Source organism: Agrobacterium sp. P15N1-A (genome assembly GCF_044626815.1).
Taxonomy (GTDB): Bacteria; Pseudomonadota; Alphaproteobacteria; order Rhizobiales; family Rhizobiaceae; genus Agrobacterium; species Agrobacterium leguminum.
Window position 1 is genome coordinate 139,137 of sequence record NZ_JBIUPF010000005.1, and the last position, 25,761, is coordinate 164,897.

Consider the following 25,761-nt stretch of genomic DNA (forward strand, 5'->3'; position numbering starts at 1 on the left):
GGAGAACGATATGCAGCAGCTTCCGACCTTCCCCACCGTTTCCCCCGACGATGGCGTGGAGCGCACCGTGCTTTCCGAAGCGCCGGAACTGATGGTGGTCTCCTTCCGCTTCAAGACCGGCGCCGAAGGCAAGCTGCACAGCCATCCGCATGTGCAGTCCACCTATGTCGCCAGCGGCAGCTTCCGCTTTTACCGCGATGGTGAGGCCTATGACCTGCAGAAAGGCGACAGCCTCGTCGTGCCCGGCCATATCGAACATGGCTGCCTGTGTCTGGAAGAGGGCGAGCTGATCGATTGCTTCACCCCGCGCCGCGACGACTTTCTCTAAAGGCAGGAACGACGGCAGGCCGTCACTGCCGTGACAGATCCCGCAGAGTGCGTGGCAGGTTGTTCATGCACTCCGCACCTGACGATGTGACGAGGAACTGATCCTCAATCATCAGCGCGCCCAGCCCTTCGCCATAAAAAGGCGATTCGAGTGCGACCACCATGCCGGGAAGGATGATTTCCGGATTGTCATGGGAAAAGAACGGCCATTCCTCGATACCCACGCCGCCGCCGACGGAATGGCCGAAATGACCGCGATAATATTCACCGAAACCTTGCCTGCGCATCGAGGCCAGCATGGCCGCGTGCACTGCGCCAAAGCTGTTGCCGGGGCGGATCGCTTCCAGCCCGCAGGCGAAGGCTGCCTCCAGCGCCTTGAAAATATCGGCTGCAAGAGCCGAGACCGGCCCCCACGAAAAAGTTCTTGCGCCATCGGACGAGTAACCGTCGACCAGCGTGCCGACATCGGCCTTGATCAGCGCGCCCGGTGTGACCACTGCCGTCATATCCGACAGGGCCGGACCGACGGAAATATAGTCCCAATGCCCGCTCAGCGAAAAACCGGATGTCGCGGCATATGCCCGCGCGCCGGATTTCCAGGCGGCAGAGAGCTGACCAAGGGCTGCTCCCGGTCGGACGGCGGCCGCCATCTCGACCAACCCTGCCTCGGCGGCGGCTGCCGCCTGTCTGAGAAGTTTGATCTCGCGTTCTGATTTCACCGCCCTCAGACGTTTCAGCACCGTCGAACCATCAATCCAGTTCACCTCGGGCAGCGCCTGCCGCAGCGCTGAAAAATCAGCGGCTGGCATGAATTCAAGATCGACACCAATGCGCGCAGCAGCCAGCCCGCGATCCCGCAAAAGATCGGAGAGCAGGCCGAAACAGGCGGTGCGATCGAATGTCTCCGGCCGCGGCCCACCGGAATTGTTGCGGCGATAGGCATCGTCCACCTGCGCGATGGTTTCCACACCCGAAAGATCGACCATATCGATCCAGATGCGATGGCAGCGCAGATCGACATCCGGCGCGGCCTTCCTGACGAGCGGGGCGGCATGATCACTGACGACAGCGGCGAGCCCTGCCCCGGCATCGGCCGGCACCAGCGCAATCGCGGAACCCGCTTTGCCCCACATCGTCGCCACGCCTGCAGGAGCACCGAGCGCATAACGGAAGGCTTCGGGCTGGAACAGCACCAGCGCATCAATCTCCGCCTCCCGCATCAGCTGCTGCGCACGGCTTCGGTCGATATCGCTCATGGGAACCCCGGTGATTGTTTGGCTGCGGTGTTTCGCTGCAGGTTTATGAACCTACGCTTTAGCAGTCACCGGGAGAGGAAAGAAGGTGGAAGATTATATCTCCACCCTGAGATTCGTCAGTTGCGCGAGCGCTTCCCGCTTGTTTCTTCTCCCCGCCGGGGAGAAGTCCGCGGCAGCGGGATGAGGGGGCAAGGGTAGAGTTATCCGGAGGGCTGGCCCCCTCATCCGACCCTTCGGGCCACCTTCTCCCCCTCGGGGAGAAGAAATATGCCGCAACGCGTTGCCCTATCCGAATGAGCGGCGGATAAATCCGCCGCTCATTGTCTTTCACGCCTCCAGCCACTTCACCTGCTCGGGCGTCAGCGCGATATCCAGCGCCGAAAGACTATCCTCCAGCTCCGCAATCGTGCGCGGCCCGATCAGCGGGATGACCGGGAAAGGCTGGGCGATGACATAAGCGAGCGCGATATGGATCGGGTGGCGGCCGAGTTTTTGCGCAAGCTCAATTGCCCGGTCGCGGCGTACGAAGTTGCGGTCGGAATACCAGACGCGGACGATTTCCTCATCGTCATGCTTGTCGCGCCCTGCCCGGTCGGTGAAGAAACCGCGCCCCTGGCTGGACCAGGCGAAATTGGGGATCTGGCGCGATTGCAGCCATGCCTTCCACTCGTCGTCCGATGCCGCAACGCAGCCTGCCCAGATGGGATCGAGCATTTCGGCAAGCGAGAAATTGTTGGAAAGCGCGCCGGGCGCCTGCTTGCCGTTCTTCTGCGCATAAGCCGCGGCTTCGTCCATGCGCTCACGCGTCCAGTTCGAGCCGCCGAAAATGCCGCGAATGCGCCCGCGCCGGACTTCGGCATCCATGGCATCGACGAACTCGCCAACCGGCACGTCGGGATTATCGCGATGCATGAAATAGGCATCGACATAATCCGTCTTCAGGCGCTCAAGCGACTGATCGAGTTGCTTGGCAATCATATCGGGGTAGCAGAGCGGCGAATGCGCGCCCTTGCCGATCAGCACGATCTCTTCGCGCGGCACGTTACGGCTGGTGTGCCAGTCACCAAAAATCGCTTCCGTCTTGCCGCCGCCATAAACATAGGCCGTATCGAAGAGATTGCCGCCGGCCTCGTAAAACGCGTCGAGCGTCAGGGAAGCGGAAGCAAAATTGGGGAAGAATTCGAAGCCGAGCGCGACGACCGAAGCGGGCTTGGCAAGGCCCGGTATCTGCCGCTTCGGAACCACGTTTCCGGCCACGACCTTGCCACCGGCAATATTGGCGATGCGCGATGTTGCCTTTTCGATGCTGTATTCCAGCCCGACGGAAGCCCGCCACTGGTCCATGACGCGCAGGTTGCCGAGGCTGTCGGCCCAGGCCATGCCGGGTGCCGCGAATTCGTGTCTGCCCTCGCGGATTGCCTCACCCGCCGCATCCACCTCGAAGGAATAAAGCCAGCGATCCTCCGGCAATTCGATGGTTTCCACCTTGTCGCCGCGGATAATGTCAATCCGGCCGGTGCCGCCCTTGTGGCCGGCAGCGTACCAGAAATCCTTGACCTCGATCCTTCCTTCAGAACCGATGATGCGCAGCACATTATCCTGTCCCGCCATGATCGAGCACGAGACTTCGGCGACGATGCCGTTTGCGAATTTCAGCACGGCGGAGGCCCATTCATCGACGCCCGACTGGCCGAGATGCGCCGCACCCGCAACCTTTTCCGGCTCGGCAAAGGGTTTTCCATCCACGGCACCGGCAATCATCCGCACCATGGAAACCGGATAACCGCCGACATCAAGAATGCCGCCGCCCGCCGTTTCATTGGCGAACAGCCGGTGATCGGCCCGGAAAGACCCCATATTGAAACCGAAGCTGGAGCGGATGATGCGGATATCGCCCACCGCCCGGGCTTTCACCAGTTCCAGCAATTTCGCCGTCTGCGGATGCAGGCGGTACATATAGGCCTCGCCGGCGAAAACGCCAGCCTTTTTCGCCTCGTGGAAAATGGCGTCGGCATCATAGGCCGAGAGCGCGATGGGTTTTTCCACCAGCACGTTTTTGCCGGCCCGGATCGCCTTGATCGCCCATTCGGCATGGCCGGTATGGGGTGTGGCGATATAGACCGCATCGATAGCGGGATCGGCAAGCAGCGCGTCGTACCCATGGATGATGCGCGCGCCGGCAAAAGCTTCGGCAAGGCCGGGCTTGTCCGGATTGCGGGTGGCGATGGCCTCTAACCTGCCGGTGCGGGAATGGGCAATACCGTCAGCAAAGGTTCTGGCGATGGTGCCCGGGCCGATGACGCCCCAGCGGATTGGTTGTACGGTCGTCATGAAATCCTCGTCTTTCATATCAGTCTTGGGTGCTTGGGAAAGGGTTCAGCGCAGGCGTTCGCCCTTGCTGTCGAAAAGGAAAGCCCGGCGGGCGGAAAGGCCGACCGTCAGCCGGTCGCGATTGCCGACATCGCGCGATTCCGGCCGTTCGATGATCAGCTGCTCGCCGCCTTCGGTTCGGGCATAGACATAGCTGGTATTGCCGAGATGTTCGGCGACATCGACATGCACGGTGAGATCGGCATCGCCCCCGCCCGCATCGGCAAAATGCTCCGGCCGGATGCCAAGCGAGACCTTGGCCCCCTCGTTGACGCGTTCTTTTATCGGTAACGTCAGCCGCACCGCAGGATCGCTGTCGAGAGCGAGCGTGACGCTGTCGGCGCCGCTGCCGATGATGGTAGCGTCGAGAAAATTCATCTTCGGCGAACCGACGAAACCGGCAACGAAGCGGTTGGCGGGATCGTCATAGAGATCGAGCGGCGCGCCGACCTGTTCGATATTGCCCGCCCGCAGCACAACGATCTTGTCGGCGAGCGTCATCGCCTCGGTCTGGTCATGCGTCACATAGATCATCGTGGTGCCGAGCTGCTTGTGCAGGCGCGAGATTTCCACGCGCATCTGCACCCGCAATTCCGCATCGAGGTTCGATAGCGGCTCGTCGAACAGGAAGACCTGCGGTTCGCGCACGATGGCGCGGCCGATGGCGACGCGCTGGCGCTGGCCGCCGGAAAGCTGCTTCGGCCGGCGCTGCATCAATTCGTTGATCTGCAGAATTTCGGCGGCGCGGTTGACCCGCTTTTGCGTATCCGCCTTGGGGTTACCGTTCATTCTAAGGCCGAAGGAGAGGTTTTCGGCCACCGTCATATGCGGATAAAGCGCATAGGACTGGAACACCATGGCAATGCCGCGATCTGCCGGGTCGGCATCACTCACCGTCCTGCCGCCGATCACGATATCGCCGCCGGAAATATCCTCCAGCCCGGCGATCATTCTGAGAAGCGTGGATTTGCCGCAGCCGGAGGGGCCGACGAAAACGACGAACTCCCCGTCCTTTACCTCCAGATTTGCGCCATGGATCACTTCCAGCGCGCCGTAACGCTTGACCACGTTGTTGAGCGAAAGTTCCGCCATGCGGCCCCCTTACTTGACTGCCCCGGCGGAAATGCCGGCGATGAAGTGACGCTGCAAAGCCACGAAAACCACGAGAATGGGTGCGGTGAGCAGCACCGCGCCGGCCATGATGCCGCCCCATGACACTTTGGTCAGCCCGATGAGGGTGCCAAGCGCCACGGGTGCGGTCATCATTCCTGGGCGGGAATTGATGAGAAGCGGCCAGAGGTAATTGTTCCACGAGGCCAGGAAGAGAATGATAGACAGCGCCGCCATGGTGGGTCGCGCCAATGGCAGGGCGATGCGCAGGAAAATCTGCCATTCCTTGACGCCCTCCACGCGCGCCGCGTCGAAAAGCTCGGTCGGCATCATCGAGAAGGATTGCCGCATGAACAGTACGCCGAGCGAGTTGAACAGCGGCGGCGCGATCAGCGCCACCCAGGTGTTGGCGAGCTTGAATTCCCGCGCCACCATGATGAATTGCGGAATGACGACGACGGCAAAAGGCAAAGTGATGGTGCCGAGAATGATGGCGATCACCACCCCGCGTCCGGCAAAGCGGTAACGCGCCAGCGCCCAGCCGGCCATCGACGTCAGGAACACCGAAAGCACGGTGTAAATGACGGCGACGGTGATCGAGATGAACATGGCCCTGAGGAAATTGGTATCCGCCTGCAGATTGTTGAAATTCTCGACGAAGTTGGTGGACGGCACCAGAACAATGTCCGGGCTGAAAATGCCGTAATCCGGCATGGTCGAGAACACGAACATCATCCACAGCGGAAACAGCCAGATGATGGCAAGCGGTGTCAGCGCCGCATGCAGCGCGATCTTCTGCCAGAAAAGCGATCTCGATTTCGATCTCATTTCGGCTCCCTCCCGACCCAGAGATTAAGCAGCGAAATGGCGATGGCGAGCGCCGCCATGGTGTAGGCAATCGCCGAGGCATAACCGAAATTGAGCGAGGTGAAGCCCTGGCGATAAAGGAACAGCCCCAGCGTCTCCGTACCGCCGCCCGGCCCGCCCCTGTTGGTGATGAGGAAGGGTTCGGCAAACAGCTGCATGGTGCCGATGACCGACAGGACAACGCAGAACAGGATGATGGGTTTGAGGAGCGGCAGGGTGATATAAAAGAACTGCTGGCGCTTGCTGACCTTGTCCAGCGTCGCCGCTTCATAGACATCGCCGGGGATCGATTGCAGCCCGGCCAGAATGATGATGGCGTTATACCCCGCCCAGCGCCATGTCACCGCGATAATCACCAGCGCCATGGCCGCATTGGCATTGTCGAACCACGAGACGGGCGAAAGGCCGACGGAGGTGATGAGCTTGTTGATGATGCCGAAATCGGCGCTGAACATCAGCCGGAAGACAGCCGCATAGGCCACCTCGCCAACGACGACAGGCGCAAAAAAGGCAAAACGATAAAGCGGCCGCGCCTTCAGGAGCGGCGAATTCAACAGCACCGCCATGACGGTGGCGAGCGCGATCATCACGGGCACCTGAATGACCAGAATGATCAGCGTATTATAAAGCGCGTTATAAAAGGCCGGATCGGAAACGAGCCGCCCCCAGTTCATGGAAGGCGCAAACCGCCACGGATTGATCCGCGTGTTCTGGAACGACAGCATGAACGAGCTGATGATCGGCCAGACCCAGAAGGTGGCGAAAATCAGAAGATAGGGCGCAAGGAACGCATAAGCGATCCTGTTCCTGGACGGCATGACGACCTCCATGTGCCGGACGATGGCCGGATAAATGGAAAAGCTTGGAGGCCTGCCCCCGTTTGAGGGCGAGACCATTGCAAGGCGGTGCGGCGCGTTTCTTCTCCCCGAGGGGGAGAAGGTGGCCCGAAGGGTCGGATGAGGGGGCTGGCTCACCGGATATCTCTACCCTCGCCCCCTCATCCCGCTGCCGCGGACTTCTCCCCCTCGGGGAGAAGAAAAGTGCAGCACCCTCTCGGTCCATAAAACAGCCACCGGCTTACTGCGCGACGGGCAGCCCCGTGGCCGTTTCGATCTGCTTGGCCGCATCATCAAGCGCTGCTTTCGCATCGGGATAACCGCCGGCGAGATATTTCGTCTGCGTCGCCTTGTAGATCGCATCCGCATCCGACTGGAACGCCGTGCCGCGGCTCGGCACGATCTTCGGCAGGGTGGCCAGAATATCGGTCCACACCGCCTGCCCGCCCCAATAGGCCTGCTTTTCCTTGACGAACGGATCGTCGATGGCTGAGAGCAGCGAGGGAACAAGGCCGAAGGATTTCAGCATCGTCACCTGGCCTTCATTGGTGGTCAGCGCGTAATCGATATATTTCCACGCCGCTTCCTTGTGCTGAGACGTCGAGCTGATCGCCAGCGACGAGCCGCCGAGATTGGCCGCATGCGGACCATCCGCCGTCAGGCTCGGCATCAGATAGACGCCCCATTTGCCGGAAAGATCAGGAGAGCCGGAACGAACCGTACCTTCATACCAGGCGCCATACATCTGGCTGGCGGCCTTGCCGGCCGTATTGGCCTGGATTTTCTCATCCCAGATCGCCGCCGTGATGATGCCAGCGTCCTTCATTTCCTTGACCTTTTCAAGGGTCGCGACACAGGCGGGCTGGTTGATGGTGATGTTCTGGCCATCAGTCGAAAAGTAACCGCATCCCTGCTCATTGGCGATCATGCGAAACCATTCGCTGTCGCCGTTGAAATCGGCCTGCGCCATCACGGTGCCGGGATTGGCGGCCATGACCTTCTTGCCGGCGGCAATGAAATCATCCCAGCTTTTGATGGTGGCCGGATCGACGGCTGCCTTCTCATAGAAGTCGCGGCGATAAAATACCGCCACCGGACCGGAATCCCACGGAACCGCATAGGCGACGCCGTCAACCTCCAGTTCCGTGCGCTTGAAATCAGGGAAAAGCGCCTGTTTCTCAGGCGTATAGCCAAGCTCGGTCAGATTGGCGAAACAATCGGGAAAACGACTCCAGAACAGTTCCGCCTCGAAATTTTCAATGGTGACGATATCAGGAAGACCATCGCCCCCGGCTGCGCAGGCAGCCAGCGTCTTGTCAAAAACCTGATTGTTTCCAAGGTCTTCAACGACGATCTTGATATCCGGATTCTGCTTGTTGAAGCCCTCTACCGTGGATTTCAGCGCGGAAGCCGCGACGTTCCAGCTCCAGATGGTGACGGTTTCTGTTTGCGCGAAAGCCGGAGCTGCGAGAAGCAGCATGGCCGTAGACGCGCCAAGAAATTTCAAGCACATTGAAAACCTCCCTTTTTCAATTGCCGTTCTTCAGCGAACATGGGCACATTAGCGGCGGCAGGAAATCTGTCTCGTAAAAAGGGAACATCGATTTGGCGGAAAGTAAGATTGCTGAAAGAGCCTTCTACCAGCCGGGTGCAAGCAGCATCGAAGGCATGCCGACAACGCTGCAGCTTTTTCACAATCATCCGCCCATCATGCTCAGGCCCCACTGGCACGCGCAGGTGGAAGTGAATTACGTGATGTCGGGATCGGTGCATTATCGCATGGGCGATCACGACCTGACGCTCGATGCCGGCCAGATGTGCATCTTCTGGGGTGGCCAGCCGCACCAGATGGATCACTCCTCCGACGATTCCTTTTATGCCGGCGCGCATCTGCCGCTGGTGCACTTCTTCCGCATGCGGCTGCCCGCCACCGTCTCCAGCCTGCTGATGGGTGGTGCTACAATGGTGAGCGCTGAGACCGACCGCGCAGATGCGGAAAACTTCGGCCGCTGGTTTCGTTACGTCACTTCGGGCGAACAGGCGAAAGCCCAGCACGCGGTGGAGGAATTGCTGCTCAGGGTCGAGCGGATGTTCCTTGAACCCTACTCCGTCATATCATCCGCCGCCAATGGCAAACGCAGGGAGGATGACGAGGGCATGGCGCCCTCCATCGGCGTGGTGCGCATGTGCGACTTCATCGCCGCCAATTTTCTCGACGATATCGACGCGACGGAGATTGCCCGTGCCGCATCGCTGCATCCGAAATATGCGATGAACCTGTTCCGCAAATCCACCGGCATGACGCTGATCAAATATCTGACCCTGCTGCGGCTTTCGCGCGCGCAGGCGATGCTGATGACCGGCAAGGACAATATCCTGCAGATCGCCATGGAAAGCGGCTTCGGCTCCGTCAGCGCCTTCAACAAGGCGTTCCGCCAAATCGCCGGCATGTCGCCTTCCGATTTCCGCCGCGACATGCGGGCGACTGCGGCTTAGGGTATTTCCAATGCAGCAGTTACCGTAAGCAACCTACATGGTACCGACGCGTCCCATCTCCACCCCTCATTCCTGTGCTTGTCACAGGAATCCAGCCGACGCGCGTCTGCGCGGCGAAAAGAGTCCTTCCAGCCCAAGGACTTGGGCTGGCTGGATCCCTGTGACAAGCACAGGGATGAGGAGCGTTAAGCCTAGTCCCCTATATCTTCCGTGTCGGAAAAAGCAGCGCTGCGCTGCCGCGCCGCCTGCCGATAGGCCCTTGGTGAACTGCCCAGCATTCGCCGGAACATGGTGGTGAAAGCCGGTATGTTTTCATAACCCGCATCCAGCGCCACATTCGTCACCGCCTCCCCCGCCGCCAGTCTCGGCAGGGAGGCGAAGATACAGGCTTGCTGGCGCCAGGTGACGAAACTCAACCCCAGTTCCTTGCGGAACAGCCGCGTAAAAGAACGCCGGCTGATGCCCATGGCCGCCGCCCAGTCATCGATCTCCACCCGCGCCACCGGCTTTTTCAGGAAATCGCGGCACAGCGCCGCCAGACGCTGATTATCTGGAAAAGGCAGTCCGAGCGGCCTTTCCGGCAGGCGGTTGACCTCGTCTAGCAACAGCGCCCGCACAAGGCCCTGCCGGTGAAAAGCCGCCGGCTGGTGTTCCTCACCCAGCAATTCCGAAATCAGGCTGGAGGCGAGATCGGTTATTTCCACCACGCGCGGTGCGCCCGCATGAAACAGGTCCGGATGGACGTAGATCGAATGCATCTCCACCGTCGAGATGGTTTCCGCCTCATGTTGCAGCCCGGCGGGAATGAGCAATCCATGACCGGGCGGTATCATCCAGCGACCATCCGCAGTGCTGACAAGCACGACGCCCTGACGGGCGCACCAGATCTGCACGCGGCTATGGCTGTGGGGCGGCGTCCGGTGCCCGGTGGGGTAAACGCGGCAAAGCGCCAGCACCGGCTCATTGGTGCCATCGATCAATTTTAGACTGCGTTCATGCTCGTCATGCGTCAGTCCTGAAGGCTGCCGCGATTTGATTTTTGCCATTTGGCCCACTCACAAAGAAAATCGTCCAGAACACAAATGCAGGCCAGAAACAATATGAATAAAAGCGGGAAGAAATAAAGACATGTTTCCCGTCTTCCGCCGGGAACCCGAGAGGACTTCATCATGGCCACTGTTACCAGCGCCGGCAACAGCTTCAATCCGCAACGCACGGCGTTTTCGATCATCGCAGCCGCCAGCTTCTGCCACATGCTGAACGACATCATGCAATCGCTGCTGACGTCGCTTTACCCGCTGCTGAAGGCGAATTACGCGCTCGATTTCATGCAGATCGGCCTGCTTACCTTCGCCTTTCAGGTCACCGCCTCGCTGCTGCAGCCGGTTGTCGGCATGGTGACGGACCGCTGGCCCATGCCGTTCTCCCTGCCCGTCGCCATGCTGTCCACCTGCGCCGGCCTCATCACGCTTGCTTTTGCCCATAGTTTCGAGGTTCTGGTGATCGGCGCCTGCCTCATCGGCATCGGTTCGGCGATCTTCCATCCGGAAGCCTCCCGCGTTGCGCGTCTCGCATCCGGCGGCCGTCATGGTCTGGCGCAATCCTTCTTCCAGGTGGGCGGCAATACCGGCACGGCCATCGGCCCGCTGCTCGCCGCCTTCATCGTCATCCCGCTCGGTCAGACGAGCCTCAGCTGGTTCTCGCTGATCGCGCTCGTCGGTTTTGGCGTGCTTTCCTGGGTTGGCGTCTGGTACACCCGCCACCGCCGCGCAACAGTCGGCAAGGCGCCGGCCAGCCGCACGCTTCCCCTTGCGCGTGGCACTGTCATGATGACGCTTCTGGTACTGGTGGTTCTGACCGCCACCAAGAATGCCTATCTCGCCAGCCTGTCCAGCTACTTCACCTTCTACACCATCGACAAGTTCGGTCTTGGTGTTCAGGACGCGCAGGTTCTGCTGTTCCTCTTCCTCGGCGCTTCGGCACTGGGCGTGTTCTTCGGCGGCCCGATCGGCGACCGTTTCGGCTCGCGCGTCGTCATCTGGTTCTCGATCCTCGGCGTCATTCCCTTCGCGCTGCTGTTGCCCTATGCGAACCTGTTCTGGACGGCCATTCTCGTCGTCGTCATCGGCTTCGTGTTCTCCTCCGCCTTCTCGGCCATCGTCGTGTTCGCGCAGGAACTGGTGCCGGGCCGCGTCGGTCTCATCGCCGGCATGTTCTTCGGTTTCGCCTTCGGTTTCGGCGGCATCGGCGCTGCGGTTCTGGGTGTTTATGCCGATAAGGAAGGCATCGAATTCGTCTACCGCATCTGCTCCTACATGCCGCTGCTCGGCCTGCTCACGGTGTTCCTGCCCAAACTGCCGAGCCACCGCTAAAAGCCTCGCGTTCAACGCTTTTCAACACGGCGGTCACCTGTGATACTCAGGTGACCGCCGTATTCCGTTGAGCAAAGCCCTACCCATGCAGATCCCGATAAAATCGATCCTCGTTTTCCACGCCGCGGCAAGGGCGGGCAGCATTTCCCGGGCGGCGGAGGAACTGAGCGTGACGCCTTCGGCCGTTTCCCAGCAGATCCAGCTGCTGGAGGGTCAGCTCGGCACGACCCTGATGGCGCGAACCGGCCGCAAAGTGACGCTGACTGAAGCGGGCGAGCGCTATTTTTCCATGATCACCGCCCAGATCGAGCAGATTTCCGACGCCACCGACAGCATTCGCGGTTTCCGCTCGGTCACCACGCTGACGATCCGGGCGACACCGACCATCTCCAACAAATGGCTGCTGCCGCGTCTCGGCTCGTTTCTGGAGGAGCACCCGGAACTGGAAGTGCGCCTCGACGGCACCAACGAGCCCACCGATTTTTCGCAGGAACTTGTCGATATAGAGCTGCGCCATGGCGATGGCCGCTGGCCGGGCCTCTTCGTGGAAGGTCTGGTGGAGGAGGAATTCCTGCCGGTCTGTTCGCCGAATTATAAGGGTGCCGGTAAATTTCTGCCTGAGGAATTGCAGAACCAGCGGCTGATCCATTCGGTGAAGGCGCAGGCGCAATGGAACCACTGGTTCCCTCTGGCCGGCGTGACAGCCGAAAAGCGCTGGCGGCGGGTTCTGTTCGACCGCAGCCACATGGCCATTGATGCCGCCGTTCTCGGCATCGGCGTGGCGCTGGAAAGCACTTTGATGATGGAGCGGGAGCTGCAGGACAAAATGCTGGTGCCGGCCGTGACGGACGCGCCGCGCATCAAGCTCGTCACCCAATGGATCGTCTGCCCGCATTCCCATCTGCGGCAGAGAAAAGTCATGCTGTTTCTGGAGTGGATGCGAAAACAACGCGACGAGTGGCAAGCCCGCCGCGTTGTCTGATGTTTCAGGCAATCCGTTTTCGCGTCAATAAAGCCCCATCAGCCGGATTGGCCCGAGCGTCAGCACCGGGAAAAGTACCAGCGCGAAGATGGCAAGCGTCAGCACCGTCATCGGCGCCAGCGAACCGCGAATGACATCCTCGATCTTCATATTCGCCACCTGTGCCGCCGCAAACAGGCAGACCCCCACCGGCGGCGTCACCAGCCCGAGTGTCAGCGTCATGACAGTCACGATCAGGAAATGGATCGGATCGATGCCCAGTGCCTCCACCGGCGGCATCAGTACCGGGATGAGGATGAACATCGCCGGGATCGCTTCCATGAAGATGCCGATGATCAGCAGGAAGACGAAGATGACGAGCATGCCGGTCATGGGGCCGAGGTTCATGGCCTGCAAAAGCTCGGCCACCTGTTCGGGCAGCCCATCGAAGGTGAAGACCCAGGCGGCAAGCTGCGAGGTGGCGGCAATGAACAGGATGGTGCCAGAAATGCGCGCCGTCGAGATCAATATTTCCGGCAGTTCCCGCACCGGCAGCGTGCGATAGACGATGACGCCAAGCACCGCGACATAAACCACCGCGATGGCAGCTGCTTCCGTTGGCGTGAACAGGCCGCTGGCAATGCCGATGATCAGGATCAGCGGTGTCAGCATTGGCAGGACGGCGCGCAGACCCGTGACGACCACCAGACGGAAATTGAACGGTGTCGGCGGATTGTAACCGTAATGCACCGAATAGAAGTGGTTGAAGACCAGAAAGGCGAAGGCGATGAAGAGGCCGGGCACCAGACCGGCGATCAGCAGCGTGCCGATCGACACGTTGGCGATGGAACCGGCAATCACGATCAGGATCGACGGCGGAATGATCGAGGAGAGCGTCGAGGTGCAGAGTGTCATGCCGACGGCATAACCCTTTGGAAAACCGTGGCGCTCCATGGCCTTGATCTCGATGGCGCCGACCGAGGCGATATCGGCGACGGACGAGCCGGAGACGCCGGAAAAGATCACCGATGAGATGACGTTGACGTGGCCGAGCCCGCCCGGAAGCCAGCCGACCATGGCCTCGGCGAAATCAAAGATGCGCTCCGCCACTCGCCCCCGCTCCATAACCGTGCCGACCAGAATGAAAAGCGGCACGGCGACGAGCAGGAAGGAGTTCATCGACGAGAACATCGTCTGCGACAGCAGGTCCATGGGCATGGAGGTGAAGAGCCACAGCGTGCCGACACTGGCGAGCGCCAGCGCAATGGCAAGCGGCACGCCGAGCATGCTGAGACCGAAAAAGGCGATGAGAAGAAAGACCGACATGGCTCAATGTCCTGCTGAAATGGAGATATCGGCATGGGCGATCTCGTCCGCCGGCAGGCCAAGCTCGGGAAGCGCGATGAGCTCCCGGCGGCTGCGCAGCGATTCGATGATGGCGAGCACGGCGATGATGGCGGAAACGGGCAAAACCATGCCGATGGCCCACATCGGGATCGGCAGGGTGGCGGCGGTCTCGTTCATCATGATCTGCTGGCGCACCAGGGTGAAACCCGTCCAGCCCATCATGCCGAAGAAGAACACCGATGAACCGACATAGATCGGCACCGCCAGCCGCCGGAAGAAGCGGTGGAACAGCACCAGAAACACCACGACACGGGCGCTTTCCACGGTGCGGAAACCGGCGGCAAGGCCAAGGAAGACCATCCAGATGAAGAGAAAGCGGGTCGCCTCCTCGGTCCAGGGAAACGGACTGCCGATGAGGCGGCCGATGACCTGAAGAAGCACGACGATGAGAATGCCGGCACAGGCTGCCCCCGCGACTATATCGGCGATGAGTTTTACGATGGTGCCGAGCACCGAAGGTTTCGTATCGCGCATGACAATACCCTTCCACTGCTGAAACCGGATATCCGGTAAACGAATGCCACCCTGCCGTTCTGGCAAAGCAACGCCTGCTGACGTTTGCGGAGGCCGGGCCTGCCAATCCATTCAGGCCCGGCCGTCCAAGTGCGGGAAACGTCAGTTCGTCTTCAAGAAAGCCTGCGTCTTGTCGAAGAACGCCTGATCTTTCACCAGCGCCGAGAACTTCGCCGAGAGACCGGCCGCAACCTCTACGAAGGCCTTGCGCTCATCGTCGGTCAGCGTGTTGACCTCCATGCCGTTCTTCTTCAGCGTCTCAAGCGACTTGTCGATATCGGCAGCGTCGTTCTGCGCTTTCCAAAGCTCGGTTTCAGTCGCCGCTTCCTTCAGCGCCGTCTTGAAGCCCTCGTCGAGACCTTCGAAGCGGGCCGGGTTCATGCCCAGCACCCAGGCGTCAGCAATGTGGTTGCTGATCGTCAGATATTTCTGCACTTCGTAAAGCTTGGCGCTAACAGGCACGTTGACCGGATTTTCCTGCCCATCGACGACTTTCAGCTGCAGCGCATTGTAAACTTCAGCGAAGGCCATCGGCGTCGGCGCAGCCCCCATGGCGCCGAAGAACTCGACCCAGAGCGGATTGTTCGGCACCCGCAGCTTCATGCCCTTGAGATCGGCCGGCGATTTGATCGGCGCCTTGGAATTGGTGATCTGGCGCAGCGGCCGCGACCAGAGATCGAGCCCGAGAATGCCGATCTTGCTCAGATCGGTGGAAAGCTCCTTGCCGAGATCGCTGTCGAGATAGACCCGGAGCTGGTCGATATCGCGGAACTGGTAGGGAATGGCGATGGCCGTGAACTTGGGATTGAAGGTCGCGTAAAGCGAGGTCGAATTCAAAAGCATGTCCAGCGAACCGCCGGCCAGCTGCTTGACGCCCGCCGAAGGGTCGCCGCCATAAAGCGTGCCGTTCGGGAATACCTTGATCTTGAGTTTGCCGTCGGTCTTTTTCGAAACGATCTCGGCAAACTTGTTGGCGGCGAGCGTGATTTCGGAATTGTCGGCATCCGGCGTCGAAAGCGTTAGCGTTTCGGCCTGCGCGATGGATGCGACCAGCATGGTGGCGGCGAGAGCCAGACCGTAAAGTTTCGAAATTTTCATGTGTTCCTCCCTTGTTATCTATGAAGCACGTCCGGTTAAAACGGAATCTTTGGACGTGCTCTATCTCTTTGTTTTAGCGCATTATCCGGACGTAAAACCGCTACGCACTTTTACTGGAAATGCTCTGGACAGTTTCGAGCGTTCCTCCGAACGCATTCATGCGCTTAATCTCAAGGATCACACCGCTGTGATCAAGCTCGCCCGCGCCATGCTCGACCATGGAGCGGAACAGCCGGTCAACCTCCTCGCCGACCGGTAATTTCAAGCCACGGCTTTCGGCGAAAGCCAGCGCCGTGGACGTATCCTTCACCTGATATTTCGCCGGGCCGCCGGGGCGGAAATCGCCCTCCACCATGCGTTTTCCGTGTTGGCGGAAAACGGTGGACTCGGCAAAACCGCCCAGCAAGGCCTGGCGCACCTGCGCCGGGTCGGCTCCCCCCGCTTCAACCAGCGTCAAAGCCTCGGCAACGGCGCAGATTGTCGAGGCGACGATCAGCTGGTTGGCAAGCTTGGCCAGTGAGCCGCAACCCACCGGCCCGACATGGGTGACGCGGCCAAGGCAATTGAGGAGTGGCCGCAATGCATCCACATCCCGCTGTTCACCGCCGGCCATGATGGCGAGCGTTCCCTCGATCGCCCCTTTTTCACCGCCGGAAACCGGTGCGTCGACATAAGCGACGCCATAAGCCTTGGCCGCCTCCGCCTGTTCCCGTGCACTGTCGACCGGGATGGAACTCATCACGAGCAGAATGGCACCGGGCTTCATGGTGCAAATGACACCCGAGGCACCGAGCAGTACCTCGTCGCAGACCGGCCCGGAACTCAGCATGCAGATGACGACATCGGCTTCGGCCGCAGCTTCGGCAGCCGTGGCCGCCGGCTGCACGCCCTTTGCCGCCAGAACCGCAGCTTTTTCAGCGCTGCGGTTCCAAGCCTTGACGGAAAACCCGGCCTCCGCCAGACGCCCCGCCATCGGAGCGCCCATGATACCCGTTCCGATAACGGCGACCCGGCGAATGTCAGCCATCATTTCCATCCTTCAGAGCCAATGCCGGTTCAGGAAACGCACCGGCAGTTCTTCTTCGATGAGGGCGGGAAATGCTTCCCGAAACCGGTCGAGATGTGGTGTTTTCAGATGGTCGTCGAAAGCCTGCCTGTCGTCATAGACCTCGTAGAACACCACATTGTTTCCGGTTTCCGGCCGCACCACATCGAATTGCTGGCAGCCCGGTTCATCCTGAACCGAGTGCCTGGCGTCATCGCGCGCCGCATCGAGAAAGGCGTCCATCGCGTCGGGCTTCACCCGGAATTCTGCGATCACCACGAAAGCTCCCTTCGACATGTCCTCTCTCCCGTCCATTACGCCGCGGCGTCCTTTTGCGGACGGAACTGGTTTTCCATGTCCTGGCGCAGCTTCACCACATCGAGATCATTGACCAGTTCCACATCGTCGAAGCTGACGATCTGGTCTTTCTTGATGGCGCGCTTCAGCTTGACATTATGGGCAAGGCCGATCGGCAGCGCCTTGATGTCAAGGCTGCGGGTGGCCGGAATGGCGTTCGCCCAGACCGCGTAACCGCCCTCGCCGTCGAGCATCTCGCCGGGCTGCATGTCCTTCTTCGCGGTCGCCACCGCATCGCCGCGGAACTCCCTGGAGCAACCGGTAGCCTCATTGCGCAGCACGGCGGAAAGCACGCTGATCGAGGTTTCCAGCCCGATGATGTGGAATGGACGCCACATGGAAGCATACCAGCCGGAGGGATCGGTCAGCAGGCCATATTGCTTGAAGCAGGCGCGGGCATATTCATTATGCGCCTTGAAGGTGACGAAAACGCCGTAGCGAATGTTGTTGAACACCTCGCGTCCGTCCGGCTCCTGGCTTGCGGCAATATCGACCAGACCGGAGCGCGACATACGGCCGCCATCGGCAGCGGGGCGGAAGACGCGGGCGAGATCGTGCAGGCCGGCGGGCGGGAAGGCCAGACCGTCATCCGGGCAATCCAGCCCCGTGCCGTTGGCGACGGCCGCCATTTCAATGGCCGCCTTGGTGCCGTCGGTGAAGGAATTGTACATTTTCGGATTGAAGTCGCCCTTGGCCACTTCCTCGTCCGTCCAGCCGAAATAACCCCAGACCGTGTCCGGCGTCGAATAACGGTAACGCGGCTCGAAATTCATGCCCTTGCCGGCGGAAACGACCTCGAAGCCGGTGGCGCGCGCCCAGTCGACCAGCTCGCAGATCAGCGCCGGCTGGTCGCCGTAAGCCATGGAATAGATCAGGCCCTTGGCTCGCGCCTTTTCAGCAAGGATCGGCCCGACCATGACGTCGGCTTCGACATTGACCATGACGACGTGCTTGTTGTGCTCGATGGCGCCCAGTGCATGGCGCGCACCGGCCAGCGGATGGCCGGTCGCTTCGATCACGCATTCGATCTCGCCGCAGACGAAAAGCTCGTTCACATCGTCGGTCACATAGGTCTTGCCGCTCTTCAGCGCATCGGCGCAGCTCGTCGCGTCGTAACGCTCTTTCGGCCAGCCGACGCGGTCAAACGATTCCCTTGCCTTGCCGACATTGAGGTCTGCGACGGCGACCATGTGGAAACCGGCGATGCGCTGCGCCTGCGCCAGCACCATGGAGCCGAACTTGCCGGCACCGATGAGACCGACCCGGACAGGTTTGCCGCCGGCTGCACGCGCTGACAGAAGAGAATAGAGATTCATGTTTTGACATCCTTCGCTGGGGAAATTGCTGGCGAGAATGTCCAGACTGCCCGGCGAAGGCCATGCGATACCGAGGCAGCGAAGGTTCACCCCTCGCGGCGCTGGCCACATGACGTTTCTGCGTTCCTCCCGGATCCCGACACGCCTTTGCGCCGGCTCTCGCGGTCGCCTCCCAAAGCAACCTTGAGACCAGAGTAGGAGCGTTCAGATATTAGTTCTATTTAGAAAATCATATTTTTCGTTTAGTTTATCTAACAAGCATCAGGCCGATTTGCGCAGCATCAGATCGGCGCTGAGCAGGATACGTTCACGCATCCGCGTCGTGTCATCCGTCTCATCATCCAGCTTCTGCAGCAGAAGCTCGATCGACAGCCTGCCGATCTCGTTATAATTCTGCGCCACCGTGGTAATCGGCGGGCAGGCATAACGCGACAGCGGATGGTCGTCATGGCCGGCAACCCTGAGGTCGTAGTCGGAGCCATGGCCAACCTTGATGCCCTTCTGGAAGGCGGCGGCGATGACGCCGAAGGCGATACGGTCATTGGCGCATAAAATGGTGCGCGATGGCAAATGCCCTGCCCCATCCAGCAGCCTGCTCGCTTCATCAAAGGCGAAACGCTCGAAATCCCAGGTGACGATGCCGGGAACATCGATGACATGCGGCTCGAAACCGAGACGCTGCATCGCTTCCTCATAGGCCGTGCGGCGTGTCGCAGCGTTGGTATTGACCTGCGGCATATCGAAGAAACAGGGCGGTTCGCCCGAACGGCAGAGATAATCCACCATCAGCCCGACACTCTGGCGGTTGTCCGTTCCGACAAAGGCCGAGGTCTCATCCAACGGCGAATCGACATAAACGATCGGAATGCTGGCCGCGAGCTGCTCCAGCGTGGCGCGATGGGATTTGACGCCGAGCGGCGCGATGATGGCGCCCGCTACATTCATCGACTTGAAGGTGCGGATCGCCCGGTCCTCGATTTCCGCCTTGCCATCAGACGATAGCACGAAGGCAAGGAACCCCGCCTCGTTGGCGATGAGTTCGATGCGGCTCGTCAGCGCCATGTAAAACGGGTCGGTGGAGTTCGGAATGATGATGCCGATGATATTGGAACGGCGGCGGTTGAGGTTGACGGCGAAGATATTCGGCCGGAAGCCCGATTTCTTCAGCGCATCCTCGATCGTGTCCCGCGTCTTCTTGCGGACCGAGGCCGGATCATTGAAGTATTTCGAAACAGTCGGGCGGGAAAGGCCGACGAATTCCGAAAATTCTTCCATCGTCCTGATAGATTTGGCCAAAGTGCTTGCCCCCATGAAATATTACATGTGGTACTCTATATCGACCGGCCTTCGCACGAAAAGCCGGTCGAATGGTTATCAACGGCCAAACGATCATTCGGCCGCAAACTGCACTTTCATCGTCGCCGGATCAGACGGTTTTTTCGTAAAGAACGGCAGCATTTCCGAAAGCGGCAACCGGTGCGACACCAGCCGCGCAATGACATCGCCATCCGTCTCCAGAATGGCAAGCGCCTGCGGTATGTTGCGGTTCAGCGAATGGGAGCCGACAAGCTTCAACTGACGCCGGAAGATTTCGAAAGGCGCCACCGAAATGCGGGCATCCGGCGCGCAGACGCCGAAAAACAGCGCGGTGCCGCCATCCGCAACCAGCGGGATCATCGCTTCGGCAACGGCGGCAATACCCGTCGCATCGGCCACAAAGTCAAAAGATTTTTGTTGCCGCAAGAGCGCTTCCGAGCCGGAAACCGCCACCTTCAGTCCGAGGCTTTCGGCAAAGGCCAGTCTGCTTTCATTGATATCGGCTATCGTTACTGTCTGAATGCCGCGGGCTTTTAGCGACAGGGCAAGCAGCAGGCCGATCGGACCGGCGCCGAACACCAGCGCACTCTCCGGCACCACACCACTCTCACCGATGCCAGCGCTCTGCATGCCGTTGACGACGCAGGCGAGTGGTTCGGCCAGTGCCGCGACATGATAGGGCATCGAACCGATGCCGTGCAGGTGATCCGCGCGCACCACGCTGAATTCGGCAAAGCCGCCATTGTGGGAAACGCCATAGGCCTTCAGCGTGCTGCAAAGGTTGGTCAGCCCCTTCCTGCAGCTGGCGCAGGTGCCGCAGGGCAGATTGGGATCGACGGCCACACGGTCACCGGCCCTGAAGCCTGTCACATCGGAAGCCACGGCTGCAACTTCACCGGCATATTCATGGCCGGGGATAACGGGAAACGCTCCGTCACCATAACGCGCATGCAGCACGTCTATATCGGTGTGGCAAAGCCCCGAAGCCTTGACCCGCACGAGCGCGTGACCCGGCAGCAGATCGGCGACGGGGAGTTCCGCCAGCACGGCGCGTCCCTTCTCGACGAATTGAATGGCATGCATGGTCATCTCCGGCTTTTCAGCTCATCCAGTTGCCGCCATCGACATTATATGTCTGGGCGAGAATATAATCGCTGTCGGCGGAGGCGAGGAAAACCGCCAGCCCTTTGATATCGTCAGGCGTGGCGAAACGGCCGATCGGCACGGATTTGGCCACCGCCGCCTTCTTCTCGCCGGGCTTTAAGCCTTCCCATTTGGCGAAATGCGCATCGACCACTTCCCAATGCTCGCCATCCACCACACCCGGCGCAATGGCATTGACATTGATGCCGTGCTTGACGAGCGCCAGCGCCGCCGACTGCGTGGCGGAAATGATCGCCGCCTTGGAGGCGCAATAAAGCGTCACCAGCGCCTCGCCGCGCCGGCCGGCCTGGCTTGCCATATTGATGATCTTGCCGCCGCGCGCGCGCTCGATCATGACATTGGAGACGGCCTTCATCATGAACAGCGGGCCCTTGAGATTGATGTCGAACACCCGCTCATAGCTCTCTTCGGTAATGCCGTTGATCGGCGCCATATCGAAGATCGCGGCATTGTTGACGAGAATATCGATACCGCCGAACTCCTCATCCACCGCCTTCACCACCGCATCGATCTGAGCGAGGTCGGTAACATCCAGCCGCACCGCCTTTGCCGAAGGGCCGATGGCGGCGGCAGATGCCGTGGCGCGGGCAATATCGATATCGGCGATGATGACCTTTGCGCCCTCATCGGCGAAAGCCTGCGCAAAACCAAGGCCGATACCGCGGGCAGCGCCGGTGATCAGCGCAACCTTGTTGTTCAATCTCATGTCGATCTCCGTGATGCATGGCGGGTCAATTGGCCATGCTCGTTTGTTGTTCGATGCTTTTCCTCACTCCCCTCATTCCTGTGCTTGTCACAGGAATCCAGCCGACGCGGCTCTCACGCGGCGAGAAAGTCCTTCCAGCCCAAAGACTTGGGCTGACTGGATTCCTGTGACAGGCACAGGAATGAGGGAAGAACTGGCCCTCGATCCCCACCCATGCCGCCCGCCGCCAGAAGGCGAACGGGCGGCACGCCGGGAGGACGCGGCTACTTGATGTAGCCCGCGCGGGTCATGTCACGTTCGACCTGCTTCTGCGCGCCTTCAAGCGCCGCATCGACGGTCTGCTGGCCGGAAAGGGCTGCCGCGATCTGCTGGCCGACAACCGTACCGATGGACTGGAATTCCGGTATGGCGACGAACTGCACGCCGGTATAGGGCACCGGATCCTTGGTCGGCTTGGACGGATCGGCAGACATGATCGCCTTCAGTACCGTATCCGCGAAAGGCGCAGCCTTCTTGTATTCCGGCAGCTCATAGGTGGATTTGCGCGTACCCGGCGGCACGGCCACCCAGCCCTCGCTTTCACCAACCGTTTTCACATAGGACTTCGAAGTCGCCCATTTGACGAAGGACTTGGCGGTTTCAAGCTTCTTCGTGCTGTTTGGAATTGCAAGGTTCCAGGACCACGACCAGCTCGAACCGTTCGGCGTTACCTCGACCGGAGCACGCGTAAACGCGGTCTTGTCGGCAACCTGGCTCTGCTTGGGGTCATAAACGCGGCCCGCCGCCGAGGTGGCGTCGATCCACATGGCGCAACGGCCGGATGAAAACAGCGTCTGGTTTTCGTTGAAGCCGTTGGCGGCCGCACCGGGCGGGCCGTAGGAGGTCATCAGCGCCACATAATCCGCAATCGCCTTTTTCCACGGCTCGCTCGTCAGCTGCGGTTTCCAGTCCATGTCGAACCAGCGGCCGCCATAGGTATTGATCATGGTGCCGAGGAAGGCCATGTTTTCGCCCCAGCCCGGTTTGCCGCGCAGGCATATGCCATATTGCTGTTTCGACTTGTCGGTCAGCTTGGCGGCGAAATCCTTGATCTGGTCGTAGGTCGGATTGTCAGGCATCTTCAGGCCGGCGGCGTCGAACAGATCCTTGCGGTAAAGCGTGAACGAGCTTTCGGTGTAGAACGGCACGGCGTAAAGCTTGCCGTCCACCGTCAGGCCCTTTTTGATCGGGTCGAGCAGATCGGCATAATCATAATCGTCGCCGAGATCGTCGACGGGCGCCAGCCAGCCCTGCTTGCCCCAGATCGGCGCTTCGTAACCGCCAATGGTCATGATGTCGAACTGGCCGCCATTGGTGGCGATGTCGGTCGTGACGCGTTCGCGCAGAACATTCTCTTCCAGCACGATCCAGTTGATCTTGTTGCCCGTTTCCTTCTCCCAGGCGCTGGAAAGCTTCTGCATGATGATCATGTCGCCATTGTTGACGGTGGCGATGTTGATCTCTTCCGCCTGCGCCAGCCCGGCCAGAAGCCCGGCCCCAACCACAGACGACGACAGAATTGCAATGAATTTGCTCATGATACCCGCTCCTCCTTTACGGATGTCTACGCATAACAATACATGCGTAAAATTTTTATCTCGCGAAATTGCATCCATTGTCAACATCCAAAAATAAATCATCGCGCAGCCAGCCCGCCTGAAACCTGCATAAATCCTTGTTTACACCAGTATATTCACTTCATAATTTATTATTTCGCGCATTTTCCTTGCTGCATTGCAGCAGATATTTCATCCATTGATATCTTGACGCGCGTAAACTTTAACTGATATCCGAGAAAATAACAGACCGGAAATGCACCTGCCCGGCAGGACGGCGGCACATGCTTATGGAGGAGACGATGAGGCAGGTATCTACACTGGCGCCGCAGACCCAGGGCCCGACCATCACGGCCGGCGAAATCCTCGTGGAGATTATGGCGACGACGGTGGGAAACGGCTTTCTCGAGCCGCAAACGCTGATCGGCCCTTTCCCGAGCGGCGCACCGGCCATCTTCATCGATCAGGTGGCGCGGTGCGGCGGAACCGCCGGCATCATTGCCGCAGTCGGTGACGACGATTTCGGCCGCCTCAATGTCGAAAGACTGCGCCGCGACGGCGTCGATGTCTCGGCAATCGCCACTATTCCAGATCGCCCGACCGGCAGCGCCTTCGTGCGCTACCGTGAGAACGGCGCGCGCGACTTCGTTTTCAACATCGCCCATTCCGCGGCCAGCGAAACGCAGATGACCGATGAAGCGCAGGCGCTCATGGAAAAAGCCGGCCATGTGCACGTCATGGGATCGGCTTTTGCGATTGCCGGCATTGGCGACATCATTCTGGCGGCGATCAGACATGTCAGGGCACGTGGCGGTTCGGTGTCTTTCGATCCGAACATCCGCAAGGAACTGGCGCAGGGTGACGAAGGCCGCAGGCTGATCGACGATCTGCTTGCCGTCACCGATCTCCTGCTACCATCGGGCGAGGAACTTCAGGCCGCTTCCGGTCTGGACGATGAGGATGCGGCAATCGAAAAGCTGCTCGCCTCCGGTGTCGGCGAAATCGTGCTGAAACGCGGCGCGAAGGGCGCAAGCCATTTCAGCCGCGCCCATGGGCGCATCGACGCCCCCGGCCTGAAGGTGGCGGAAATCGACCCGACCGGTGCCGGCGACTGTTTCGGCGCAACCTACCTCACCTGCCGCCGCCTCGGCATGCACCCGGCAAAAGCACTCGCTTACGCCAATGCATCGGGTGCCCACAACGTCATCAGGCGCGGCCCGATGGAGGGCGCTGCCAGCCTTGCCGAACTCGATGCCTTCATGGCCGCGCAATTGTCGGAGGAAGTCCTATGACCGCCATTCTGGAAAATCTCGCCGCCGCCCGCCGCGCCGGCAAACCCGCGGGCATCACGTCCGTCTGTTCGGCCCACCCCGTCGTCCTGCGCGCCGCGATCCGCCGCGCCGCTGCCAGCAAGACAGCCGTGCTGATCGAGGCGACCTGCAATCAGGTCAATCATCTCGGTGGTTATACCGGCATGACACCCCGTGATTTTGTTGCCTTCGTCAACGGCATCGCTGCGGAAGAAGGACTGCCCGGCGAACTCCTGATTTTCGGCGGCGATCATCTCGGCCCCAACCCCTGGCGCAGGGAGAAGGCCGAAGAGGCGCTGACAAAAGCCGCCGCCATGGTCGAAGCCTATGTGGCATCGGGTTTTCGCAAGATTCACCTTGATGCATCGATGGGCTGTGCCGGTGAGCCGGCAGCGCTGGATGACGTCACCATCGCCAACCGCGCCGCCAAACTTGCGGCCGTTGCCGAAAAGGCCGCCACCGATGCCGGCCTGCCCAAACCGCTTTATATTCTCGGCACCGAAGTGCCGGTGCCTGGCGGCGCCGACCATGTGCTCGACACGGTTGCGCCAACGCAGCCGCAGGCGGCGCGCAACACCATCGACCTTCACCGCGAGATATTCGCGCAGCACGGTCTTTCGCAAGCCTTCGAACGGGTCATCGCTTTCGTCGTGCAGCCGGGCGTGGAATTCGGCAGCGACAATGTCGTCGCTTATGATCCGCAGGCCGCAGAGGCGTTGAGCGCCGTTCTGGACGGCGAACCACAGCTGGTGTTCGAGGCCCACTCCACCGATTACCAGACCGAGCTTGCCCTTGCCGCACTGGTGCGCGACGGATATCCGATCCTCAAAGTCGGTCCGGGCCTCACCTTCGCTTACCGGGAAGCGCTTTATGCGCTTGATATGATCGCATCCGAAATGGTCGGCACCTATGGCGACCGACCGCTGGCGCGGACCATGGAGAAACTGATGTTGAGCGCGCCGGGCGACTGGCAGGGCCATTACCATGGCGACGACATCACGCTGCGATTGCAGCGCCACTATAGTTACAGCGACCGCATCCGTTATTACTGGACGCGGCCGGAAGCGTTGCAGGCCGTTTCCGCCTTGCATAAGGCGCTGGATGGGAAGACAATTCCCGAAACCCTGCTGCGCCAGTATCTCGGCGAATTGCCGCTCGCAACAGTTGCGGGCGAAGACGCGGAAGAGATTTTGATCGCGGCTGTGGATCAGGTTCTGGCGACCTATCACGCGGCGACGGGCGAAGGCCGCCACCGACGGCAATCATAAATCCGGATGCCCCTGCGGCAGAGGCCGCCGGAGCGAAATGGGGGAAGTGCGAGCGGTTTCATCTGAAGTC

The 25,761-nt window shown here is 60.4% G+C and carries 23 protein-coding genes; 6 read left to right on the forward strand and 17 right to left on the reverse strand.

Translation table 11 applies throughout. The annotated features are described in order from the left end of the window. Positions 1–10: 10 nt before the first annotated feature. Complete coding sequence (locus tag ACIK7D_RS18075; RefSeq protein WP_003499912.1) at positions 11–328, forward strand: cupin domain-containing protein; 318 nt, start codon at positions 11–13, stop codon at positions 326–328. Between the two features lie 22 nt (positions 329–350). On the opposite strand, the gene ACIK7D_RS18080 is transcribed toward ACIK7D_RS18075, so the two are convergent. The 6 genes from ACIK7D_RS18080 to ACIK7D_RS18105 form a co-directional block, all read right to left on the reverse strand. Beyond that, positions 351–1,583 carry a Xaa-Pro peptidase family protein gene (locus tag ACIK7D_RS18080; RefSeq protein ID WP_137454762.1) on the reverse strand — a complete coding sequence of 411 codons (1,233 nt, stop codon included), beginning with the start codon at positions 1,581–1,583 and terminating at the stop codon, positions 351–353. 327 nt (positions 1,584–1,910) lie between these two features. After that, positions 1,911–3,914, reverse strand: coding sequence for an aldo/keto reductase (locus ACIK7D_RS18085; protein WP_137454761.1), 2,004 nt, complete (start codon positions 3,912–3,914; stop codon positions 1,911–1,913). 45 nt (positions 3,915–3,959) lie between these two features. Next, positions 3,960–5,045: an ABC transporter ATP-binding protein gene (locus tag ACIK7D_RS18090; protein ID WP_137454760.1), complete on the reverse strand. Its 1,086-nt coding sequence runs from the start codon at positions 5,043–5,045 to the stop codon at positions 3,960–3,962. A 9-nt stretch (positions 5,046–5,054) separates the two neighbouring features. Continuing rightward, positions 5,055–5,891, reverse strand: a complete 837-nt coding sequence (locus ACIK7D_RS18095) for a carbohydrate ABC transporter permease (protein WP_137454759.1) — start codon at positions 5,889–5,891, stop codon at positions 5,055–5,057. Further along, complete coding sequence (locus ACIK7D_RS18100; protein WP_065656190.1) at positions 5,888–6,748, reverse strand: carbohydrate ABC transporter permease; 861 nt, start codon at positions 6,746–6,748, stop codon at positions 5,888–5,890. The genes ACIK7D_RS18095 and ACIK7D_RS18100 overlap by 4 nt, the downstream gene beginning before the upstream one ends. A 259-nt stretch (positions 6,749–7,007) precedes the next feature. Further along, the gene (locus ACIK7D_RS18105; protein WP_400156986.1) at positions 7,008–8,279 is read right to left on the reverse strand and encodes an ABC transporter substrate-binding protein; all 1,272 of its coding nucleotides are present in this window, start codon (positions 8,277–8,279) and stop codon (positions 7,008–7,010) included. A gap of 92 nt (positions 8,280–8,371) precedes the next feature. On the opposite strand from ACIK7D_RS18105, the gene ACIK7D_RS18110 reads away from it, so the two are divergent. Further along, positions 8,372–9,262: a helix-turn-helix domain-containing protein gene (locus ACIK7D_RS18110; protein ID WP_080820769.1), complete on the forward strand. Its 891-nt coding sequence runs from the start codon at positions 8,372–8,374 to the stop codon at positions 9,260–9,262. A 191-nt stretch (positions 9,263–9,453) separates the two neighbouring features. On the opposite strand, the gene ACIK7D_RS18115 is transcribed toward ACIK7D_RS18110, so the two are convergent. Then, entirely contained in the window at positions 9,454–10,308 is an 855-nt protein-coding gene (locus tag ACIK7D_RS18115; protein WP_137454757.1) for a helix-turn-helix domain-containing protein, read from the reverse strand. Positions 10,309–10,431: 123 nt separating this feature from the next. On the opposite strand from ACIK7D_RS18115, the gene ACIK7D_RS18120 reads away from it, so the two are divergent. Both ACIK7D_RS18120 and ACIK7D_RS18125 read left to right on the forward strand, forming a co-directional pair. After that, positions 10,432–11,634: an MFS transporter gene (locus ACIK7D_RS18120; RefSeq protein WP_003522697.1), complete on the forward strand. Its 1,203-nt coding sequence runs from the start codon at positions 10,432–10,434 to the stop codon at positions 11,632–11,634. An 85-nt stretch (positions 11,635–11,719) separates the two neighbouring features. Next, on the forward strand, positions 11,720–12,616 hold the full coding sequence (locus tag ACIK7D_RS18125; RefSeq protein ID WP_065656179.1) for a LysR substrate-binding domain-containing protein: 897 nt from the start codon (positions 11,720–11,722) through the stop codon (positions 12,614–12,616). A 24-nt stretch (positions 12,617–12,640) separates the two neighbouring features. Here ACIK7D_RS18125 and ACIK7D_RS18130 read toward each other — a convergent pair whose 3' ends face one another. The 10 genes from ACIK7D_RS18130 to ACIK7D_RS18175 all read right to left on the reverse strand — a co-directional run bounded on the left by ACIK7D_RS18130 (position 12,641) and on the right by ACIK7D_RS18175 (position 23,095). Further along, entirely contained in the window at positions 12,641–13,921 is a 1,281-nt protein-coding gene (locus ACIK7D_RS18130) for a TRAP transporter large permease (RefSeq protein ID WP_127757482.1), read from the reverse strand. A 3-nt stretch (positions 13,922–13,924) separates the two neighbouring features. After that, the gene (locus ACIK7D_RS18135; RefSeq protein WP_137454756.1) at positions 13,925–14,476 is read right to left on the reverse strand and encodes a TRAP transporter small permease; all 552 of its coding nucleotides are present in this window, start codon (positions 14,474–14,476) and stop codon (positions 13,925–13,927) included. 141 nt (positions 14,477–14,617) lie between these two features. Continuing rightward, complete coding sequence (locus ACIK7D_RS18140) at positions 14,618–15,613, reverse strand: DctP family TRAP transporter solute-binding subunit (protein ID WP_080820762.1); 996 nt, start codon at positions 15,611–15,613, stop codon at positions 14,618–14,620. A 100-nt stretch (positions 15,614–15,713) separates the two neighbouring features. After that, on the reverse strand, positions 15,714–16,640 hold the full coding sequence (locus ACIK7D_RS18145) for an NAD(P)-dependent oxidoreductase (RefSeq protein WP_137454755.1): 927 nt from the start codon (positions 16,638–16,640) through the stop codon (positions 15,714–15,716). 12 nt (positions 16,641–16,652) lie between these two features. Then, positions 16,653–16,955, reverse strand: coding sequence for a putative quinol monooxygenase (locus ACIK7D_RS18150; protein ID WP_137454754.1), 303 nt, complete (start codon positions 16,953–16,955; stop codon positions 16,653–16,655). A gap of 17 nt (positions 16,956–16,972) precedes the next feature. Beyond that, the gene (locus ACIK7D_RS18155) at positions 16,973–18,331 is read right to left on the reverse strand and encodes an NAD(P)H-dependent oxidoreductase (protein WP_170986023.1); all 1,359 of its coding nucleotides are present in this window, start codon (positions 18,329–18,331) and stop codon (positions 16,973–16,975) included. 261 nt (positions 18,332–18,592) lie between these two features. Continuing rightward, a complete protein-coding gene (locus ACIK7D_RS18160) occupies positions 18,593–19,606 on the reverse strand; it encodes a LacI family DNA-binding transcriptional regulator (protein WP_048902871.1) in 1,014 nt (337 codons plus the stop codon). Between the two features lie 114 nt (positions 19,607–19,720). Next, positions 19,721–20,731: a D-altritol 5-dehydrogenase gene (locus ACIK7D_RS18165; protein ID WP_137454752.1), complete on the reverse strand. Its 1,011-nt coding sequence runs from the start codon at positions 20,729–20,731 to the stop codon at positions 19,721–19,723. A 16-nt stretch (positions 20,732–20,747) separates the two neighbouring features. Next, positions 20,748–21,518 carry a galactitol 2-dehydrogenase gene (locus ACIK7D_RS18170; RefSeq protein ID WP_065116549.1) on the reverse strand — a complete coding sequence of 257 codons (771 nt, stop codon included), beginning with the start codon at positions 21,516–21,518 and terminating at the stop codon, positions 20,748–20,750. A 263-nt stretch (positions 21,519–21,781) separates the two neighbouring features. Further along, positions 21,782–23,095 (reverse strand): sugar ABC transporter substrate-binding protein, encoded by a 1,314-nt coding sequence (locus ACIK7D_RS18175; protein WP_170986022.1) that lies wholly within the window; start codon positions 23,093–23,095, stop codon positions 21,782–21,784. A gap of 302 nt (positions 23,096–23,397) precedes the next feature. On the opposite strand from ACIK7D_RS18175, the gene ACIK7D_RS18180 reads away from it, so the two are divergent. Beyond that, complete coding sequence (locus ACIK7D_RS18180; RefSeq protein WP_170986021.1) at positions 23,398–24,405, forward strand: sugar kinase; 1,008 nt, start codon at positions 23,398–23,400, stop codon at positions 24,403–24,405. After that, positions 24,402–25,691, forward strand: a complete 1,290-nt coding sequence (locus ACIK7D_RS18185) for a D-tagatose-bisphosphate aldolase, class II, non-catalytic subunit (RefSeq protein ID WP_137454750.1) — start codon at positions 24,402–24,404, stop codon at positions 25,689–25,691. Before ACIK7D_RS18180 ends, ACIK7D_RS18185 begins: the two co-directional genes overlap by 4 nt. Positions 25,692–25,761: the final 70 nt, after the last annotated feature.

What these genes read in the sequence shown, in the direction of transcription:
- ACIK7D_RS18185 (WP_137454750.1), top strand. Translation starts at nt 24,402, where the DNA reads ATGACCGCCATTCTGGAAAATCTCGCCGCCGCCCGCCGCGCCGGCAAA.
- ACIK7D_RS18120 (WP_003522697.1), top strand. Translation starts at nt 10,432, where the DNA reads ATGGCCACTGTTACCAGCGCCGGCAACAGCTTCAATCCGCAACGCACG.
- ACIK7D_RS18160 (WP_048902871.1), bottom strand. Translation starts at nt 19,606, where the DNA reads ATGGAAGAATTTTCGGAATTCGTCGGCCTTTCCCGCCCGACTGTTTCG.
- ACIK7D_RS18145 (WP_137454755.1), bottom strand. Translation starts at nt 16,640, where the DNA reads ATGGCTGACATTCGCCGGGTCGCCGTTATCGGAACGGGTATCATGGGC.
- ACIK7D_RS18170 (WP_065116549.1), bottom strand. Translation starts at nt 21,518, where the DNA reads ATGAGATTGAACAACAAGGTTGCGCTGATCACCGGCGCTGCCCGCGGT.
- ACIK7D_RS18130 (WP_127757482.1), bottom strand. Translation starts at nt 13,921, where the DNA reads ATGTCGGTCTTTCTTCTCATCGCCTTTTTCGGTCTCAGCATGCTCGGC.
- ACIK7D_RS18175 (WP_170986022.1), bottom strand. Translation starts at nt 23,095, where the DNA reads ATGAGCAAATTCATTGCAATTCTGTCGTCGTCTGTGGTTGGGGCCGGG.
- ACIK7D_RS18105 (WP_400156986.1), bottom strand. Translation starts at nt 8,279, where the DNA reads ATGTGCTTGAAATTTCTTGGCGCGTCTACGGCCATGCTGCTTCTCGCA.
- ACIK7D_RS18155 (WP_170986023.1), bottom strand. Translation starts at nt 18,331, where the DNA reads ATGAATCTCTATTCTCTTCTGTCAGCGCGTGCAGCCGGCGGCAAACCT.
- ACIK7D_RS18115 (WP_137454757.1), bottom strand. Translation starts at nt 10,308, where the DNA reads ATGGCAAAAATCAAATCGCGGCAGCCTTCAGGACTGACGCATGACGAG.
- ACIK7D_RS18090 (WP_137454760.1), bottom strand. Translation starts at nt 5,045, where the DNA reads ATGGCGGAACTTTCGCTCAACAACGTGGTCAAGCGTTACGGCGCGCTG.
- ACIK7D_RS18165 (WP_137454752.1), bottom strand. Translation starts at nt 20,731, where the DNA reads ATGCATGCCATTCAATTCGTCGAGAAGGGACGCGCCGTGCTGGCGGAA.
- ACIK7D_RS18180 (WP_170986021.1), top strand. Translation starts at nt 23,398, where the DNA reads ATGCTTATGGAGGAGACGATGAGGCAGGTATCTACACTGGCGCCGCAG.
- ACIK7D_RS18095 (WP_137454759.1), bottom strand. Translation starts at nt 5,891, where the DNA reads ATGAGATCGAAATCGAGATCGCTTTTCTGGCAGAAGATCGCGCTGCAT.
- ACIK7D_RS18080 (WP_137454762.1), bottom strand. Translation starts at nt 1,583, where the DNA reads ATGAGCGATATCGACCGAAGCCGTGCGCAGCAGCTGATGCGGGAGGCG.
- ACIK7D_RS18100 (WP_065656190.1), bottom strand. Translation starts at nt 6,748, where the DNA reads ATGCCGTCCAGGAACAGGATCGCTTATGCGTTCCTTGCGCCCTATCTT.
- ACIK7D_RS18075 (WP_003499912.1), top strand. Translation starts at nt 11, where the DNA reads ATGCAGCAGCTTCCGACCTTCCCCACCGTTTCCCCCGACGATGGCGTG.
- ACIK7D_RS18085 (WP_137454761.1), bottom strand. Translation starts at nt 3,914, where the DNA reads ATGACGACCGTACAACCAATCCGCTGGGGCGTCATCGGCCCGGGCACC.
- ACIK7D_RS18140 (WP_080820762.1), bottom strand. Translation starts at nt 15,613, where the DNA reads ATGAAAATTTCGAAACTTTACGGTCTGGCTCTCGCCGCCACCATGCTG.
- ACIK7D_RS18125 (WP_065656179.1), top strand. Translation starts at nt 11,720, where the DNA reads ATGCAGATCCCGATAAAATCGATCCTCGTTTTCCACGCCGCGGCAAGG.
- ACIK7D_RS18150 (WP_137454754.1), bottom strand. Translation starts at nt 16,955, where the DNA reads ATGTCGAAGGGAGCTTTCGTGGTGATCGCAGAATTCCGGGTGAAGCCC.
- ACIK7D_RS18135 (WP_137454756.1), bottom strand. Translation starts at nt 14,476, where the DNA reads ATGCGCGATACGAAACCTTCGGTGCTCGGCACCATCGTAAAACTCATC.